Here is a 1,721-nt window from a genome sequence, read left to right on the forward strand (position 1 = left end):
CAGTGGTTGATGAAATAAGCCCAAAAGTTAGACTTTGTAAATCACGATAATTTGAAAGGAGGAGCGGCAATGAATACAATTTTACCCAAGCATCAGATGAGCGAGGAAGATATTAAACTGCAGTACATCACACCGTCTATCCTTTCGAAGTGGAATCGAGAAAAAATTACAATGGAAACCCGTATTACAGACGGTAAGATCAACCTGAAAGGTAACTTTGTATTTCGTGAAAGACCCAAACGGGCAGACTATATTTTATATTTGAATGCCAATAATCCAATCGCTGTTGTGGAGGCAAAGGATAATACACATGGTGTTTCTCATGGCTTGCAACAGGCGATGGAGTATGCAAAAATGTTGGATTTGCCCTTTGCGTATAGCTCTAACGGTGACGGTTTTGTGGAGCATGATTTTCTGACTGGGCAGGAACGTGAGTTCAGCTTAGAGGAGTTTCCCACAGAGCAGGAGTTAGTAGCTCGCTATAAGAGAGAATCAGGCTTGACACCTCAGCAGGAAACTATATTGGAGCAGCCCTATTATACCAGCCAGAATACTTATCCACCCCGATATTACCAACGCAATGCTATCAACCGTACAGTGGATGCTATAGCTCGGGGGCAGCAGCGAATCCTTCTGGTGATGGCTACCGGGACGGGGAAAACCTATACTGCTTTTCAGATTGTTTACAGAATGCTGCACAGTGGAATGAAGCGAAAGATACTCTATCTGGCTGATCGCAATATTTTGGTAGATCAGTCCATTCAGCAGGACTTTGCACCTCTGGAGAAAGTTACGCATAAAATCAATGTGGCCAAAGATGACAAGAGTACCATCACCTCCCATGAGGTGTATTTCTCTCTGTATCAGCAGCTGGTAGGCGATGATGATCGGGAACACTTCAGTGAGCTGTTTTCGCCGGACTTTTTCGATCTGATTATCGTGGACGAGTGTCACAGAGGCTCCGCGAAGGAGGAGAGCCGCTGGCGCAGAATCTTGGAATACTTCCAGTCCGCTACTCAGATAGGTATGACAGCGACTCCTAAAGAAACCAAATATATCTCCAACCTCAGCTATTTTGGAGAGCCGATTTATACATATAGTCTGAAGGAAGGCATCGAGGACGGGTTCCTAGCGCCTTTCAAGGTCATCAATGTTATGACAGACATTGGAGAGGGCTGGAGACCCCGGAAGGGACAGAGAGATATCTATGGTGAAGAAATTCCTGACCGGATTTACACTAACAGCGATTTTGACTACAACATCATCATTGAGGATCGTATCCAGCAGGTGGCAGAGGAAATCACCAAATATCTGAAAAGTACCGATCGTATGGCAAAGACTATCGTATTCTGTGCCACGGAAGATGCCGCTCTGCGGATGCGGGATGCTCTGGCGAAGCTCAATGCTGATATGATGAAGAAAAATTCAGACTATGTGGTACGCATTACCGGTGGAGATGACTATGGCAAAGGAAAGCTGAAATACTTCATCTCGGTTTCGTCGCCCTATCCGGTCATCGCCACTACTTCCAAACTGTTGTCCACTGGAGCGGACTGCAAGATGACCAAGTTGATTGTACTGGATGAGATGATTGGTTCCATGACCGAGTTTAAGCAGATCATCGGCCGTGGCACCCGTCTGCGGGAAAAAGAGGGCAAGACACACTTTGTGGTCATGGATTTCCGCAATGTCACCCGCCTGTTCGCTGATCCGGAATGGGA

At 46.2% G+C, this 1,721-nt stretch carries 1 protein-coding gene; it reads left to right on the forward strand.

The window, feature by feature from the left end:
* Positions 1-69: 69 nt before the first annotated feature.
* Positions 70-1,721: EcoAI/FtnUII family type I restriction enzme subunit R (gene hsdR / locus H9X81_RS11500; RefSeq protein WP_204722166.1), on the forward strand; the 1,652-nt coding region annotated here is incomplete at its 3' end.

Source organism: Hydrogenoanaerobacterium saccharovorans (genome assembly GCF_016901815.1).
Taxonomy (GTDB): domain Bacteria; phylum Bacillota; class Clostridia; order Oscillospirales; family Ruminococcaceae; genus Avimicrobium; species Avimicrobium caecorum.